This is a genomic window from Duncaniella muricolitica (assembly GCF_910574735.1).
Classification (GTDB): Bacteria; Bacteroidota; Bacteroidia; order Bacteroidales; family Muribaculaceae; genus Duncaniella; species Duncaniella muricolitica.
The window spans coordinates 1-4,071 of sequence record NZ_CAJTCF010000138.1; the positions used below are offsets into that span (position 1 = coordinate 1).

Consider the following 4,071-nt stretch of genomic DNA (forward strand, 5'->3'; position numbering starts at 1 on the left):
GAAGTTGTTTAAACTAATTTGATTTGTGAAATTTTTTAAGGAAAATAACGATAAAAGCGAGGAAATTCCAACCTTTCCAACTGGAGACGGTGGTATCGAAGCGGTTGAGTACGGCTTTGAAACCATCCATCCAAGCGTTTGTCCGTTCGATTTTCCATCTTTCCTTATACATCTCCTCATCGTACAGCCAATCCTCTTTCGATTCCCCTCCGTTTCTTGGATTAGGACATACGTTAGGAATGATTCCATGGGATATGAGCGCGTTTCTGAGTTCTTTACCGTCAAATCCTGCATCAAGGTCACAGAAAAGACCATCCACGGCAATCTCCGCATCGAGCAACTGACAGACAATCTCATCGATTCTTTCTTCTATCTCATAGAGGTCAGCGTGATTCCCGGACTGAGGCTCGGACATAGCAAGTGGAATCCCCTGATTGTCCGAAAAAAAGAGTGCGTTGGTCGTGCATCGTTTCTTTCTACCTTGATATTCAGACTTTTCTCCGCCTCTATATACTGGCGTATGGGAACCGTCGATATGGGAAATGGAAAGATCGAGCTTACTTTTATCCCGGCTCAGGATTCTGGAATATATCTTCTGCCATTCCTCTTTTTTACACCATTTGCGGTAATGATGGAAGACTGCGTTCCAACTTGGTCCCTCTCCGCTGAAAAGATGCCCGATCGGGAGCAGACGCCACTGGCAGCCGCTCTTGAGCTTATAGAGTATGGCGTTTACTACCTCTATAAGATCAAATTTGGAGGTATATCCTCTTTTTGCAATCGAAAGATAGGGCATTATTTCAGTTTTTATTGTATCTTTGTCGAGTACAGCGTATTCTGGCATTGGTACGGTATATTAGAGTGTGGGAACTATAATATAGTGCGCCCTTTGCTGAATGCGCTGTATTTTTATTATTTTACTGTATTATTAACATCTCGAAATAAGTTTGAACAACTTCAATGAGTACTTTTAATAATTGTCCCTTTCTAAAGTCGGAAATAGATTTGTTATTTTTAGAAATATTTGAAATATGAAGCAATCCAGAATGGCCTGAGTCAAAACAAACAAATACACCATACGGCTTAATGCCTGTGACCTTACCTTCGGCAATATCGCCAATAGAAGGTATTTTAGTCACATAAATCAATTCTTTTGTCAGAGCATTATATACCTTACCGTCTTTACCCAGGCCTTTAATAATTTTTATTTCAGCATCATACGATAAATCGGTGAAATCTCCGTAAGAAGATAATGAGTCATTTACAAGGGTATAATATCCTCCTCTGCCAATTTTATAATAAACACATTCATTAATGGTTGCAAGCTCATGTATCGCGTTATTTGAGAACATAGAAATTTTGCGACCATTACTGATGCATCCTACAGCACTCTCATTCTTATAACTATATATAACTAAGTCATCAGATAATAAGCGGATATAATTATAATTTGAACATAGAATTTCTTTCCCGTCATATGCATAAAGTCCGTGGAGAGTAATGTTTTTAGAGTTCCAACCACGACCTATTTCCATTATGTAATCAGTAAAGACGAACTGCCCCTTTAGATATACATTTGAGAAATAATCACCTATAAAGTGTCCGTGCATATTGATAATGCCAATATGATTATCTCCCCAGCCTTTATCGTAAAGGAATAAATATTCGTTAAAATATTTCAACTGTTTATCTGTATGAGCTATCTCTATTGCGTCTGGAGAGATGATATCTTCATTATTACCTAGGAAGTATCCATTCGGAAGTTGATCTAACGTTTTATAACGATCAGTCAAATCTATTCCTTCAGCCGAACGTAGCCAGTACAAATCTTTAGCCTCAATCATATTGATGCTATTAGAATAACTATGAATAATGTTCTCCTTTGGGTATTGAAAGCCGTATCTATCACCTGAAATTTTATCGCCTGAAAAATCTACAATGCTGATAACATTATGATTGGATGCAGATGTCACTTTTAATTCTCCAGGGAATCCTGGCTCGAGATTGCAAAATTTTTTCGAAAATAACAGATGCCCCTCTGAGTCAAACAGACTGGCGGCTTTTTTATCTTGTATAATAAAAGCATCTGGTTCTACGTATTGTATCCTATTTTCTTGCCCGGATAATAATTGTTTACCAGACGTATTAATCAGATTGTATTCATTGTTTTTGAAAACGACATAGTAATTTTTTCCACATGGTAATATATCTTGACAGTCAAGAGAGACAATTTCTTTACCATAAAAATCAATTACACCCTTCTCTCTGTCTTGAAACACATTAAGCTGATTGTTTTCATTTAATATGATTTTATCATATATCGGTTTCACAAGTTCACAACCCGCCTTGTTAATTCCCATTAGACCTTCAGTGGAATAGACCAAATCTATATCATCGATGATATTTTTGTATAGATATCCAGACTGACTGATATTAAATTCTTCATAACAATAATTACAATAAGCCTTTACCGTATTATCATCTGCAGAAAAGGAATAAATCTTTATAGTTTCGTGATTGGGAAACATAAGGAATGATTCCGTTTCATAGGATGTCCTGCTTCTGCCTAATGGATGGGTGATTTTTATAATCAGACAGCCGTCTTTAAGTTTTTCGATACTGAATGAGTCCCGCGTAGATTCTTTTAAGAGGATTGAAGATGAACCAAGAATTCGCCAATTACCTTTGACAACAATTAAATATACGTTGTCATCAATCTTTTCAATGCGAGAGCAGATACATGGTACTATAGTGCTGCTATTTGACGACGTAATACCAATTCTTGCTCCTTTTTTCAGAGAAAATGTATGAGAATTTTCGTTCCACTCAATCTCGGAATAAATAGCTTTTGTTAATTTAACAGAATTATATTCAAAACCATATTTCCCATCCGATTCATATATATCAGCTCTGCTACCGGTAGCTATTATATCGTCTTTGATACGTTCAAGTCTGTCATATTCAGCTTGAATTTGTTCTTGTTCTTGACGCTGACGTTCAATGAGATTGTCAAGAATTTCATGTCTTGATTTCTCAAGATCAGCTATTTGTTTTTGAACTCCAGGATGTCTGTCATAATATATCTTATCAGCATCAACATAATAAGGCTTGCATGAATCAGAGTCAAAGGACAACTGATCAATAGTCAGATACTTGCCTTCTGTAAATTTGCCATCCGCATCAAGCCATTGACAACGCAGGAAGAGCTCACCGGCCTCATCCGACATATGTTGAGCTTTCTGATCGAATATGAAGATATTTCGCTTGTTACCATAGTATATATCTTTACACATCAGGTTGTAAAGATTTACATATTCCTTGTTATCATCAAAATTAAATACCCAAATTATAAAATACCCATTCAATCTATAGAATATGTCCCTGTCGACAACTACACTTAGGAATGTCGTTGACAACTGAAGTTCGAACACAATATTTAAGTCCCGGAAACGCGCGACTACGTCTGGACGTCTCCAGTTTAGATATGGCAACTTACTTTTTATCCGTTGTTCAATCTGCACATCTGAGATTCCTTTGGCAATGGAAGCAGGGGTTGATAATGCTTCTGCAATGAGTGTTTTTAACCTTATATGACGCTCGCTCTCCTGAACTTGTCCGTATTTGCGAGCTTCGATCTCCTCTTTAGTTAGTTGAGTCGTAGTTTTAATCTCTCAATCGTCACTATCATAAAGATGCGAGAAGTATGAGACATGGCCACGCGTCGACCGACGGCCACATAATTTGACCATCTGTTTGCAATAAGGACATATCAAGCGTGGCTTTCCGACAAGGATTGCCTCCTCAAGGGCCCGACGCCAGTGCATTATTTCATGTTCCCCCCTTTTGAAGAATTCAGAAGAATAGATTATACATCCTTCTTTAACATCAAAGACTTCACTAATAGTTGGTTCCATATCATACAATTAAGTATTCAAAATTACAAAAAATCGGGATAATGGGTCAAGCCGAAATGGCGGTGCATGGATTTTGAGAAAAGTGTTAAATTTGCGGTATGAAAACCGCAGATGCAATATGGATGTGCCTGCCCGAGGGCATGGACGAACTATTTGA

Annotated in this window: 3 protein-coding genes; all 3 read right to left on the bottom strand. The window is 37.4% G+C overall.

Features of this window, described 5'->3' with window-relative positions; translation table 11 throughout:
- Nucleotides 1-13: 13 nt before the first annotated feature.
- The 3 genes from QGT73_RS17025 to QGT73_RS17595 all read right to left on the bottom strand — a co-directional run bounded on the left by QGT73_RS17025 (nt 14) and on the right by QGT73_RS17595 (nt 3,914).
- Nucleotides 14-844 (bottom strand): IS5 family transposase, encoded by an 831-nt coding sequence (locus QGT73_RS17025; RefSeq protein ID WP_280123224.1) that lies wholly within the window; start codon nt 842-844, stop codon nt 14-16.
- A 73-nt stretch (nt 845-917) separates the two neighbouring features.
- On the bottom strand, nt 918-3,668 hold the full coding sequence (locus tag QGT73_RS17030) for a DUF6035 family protein (RefSeq protein WP_482771134.1): 2,751 nt from the start codon (nt 3,666-3,668) through the stop codon (nt 918-920).
- A gap of 3 nt (nt 3,669-3,671) precedes the next feature.
- On the bottom strand, nt 3,672-3,914 hold the full coding sequence (locus tag QGT73_RS17595; protein ID WP_482771133.1) for a DUF7830 domain-containing protein: 243 nt from the start codon (nt 3,912-3,914) through the stop codon (nt 3,672-3,674).
- Between the last annotated feature and the right edge of the window lie 157 nt (nt 3,915-4,071).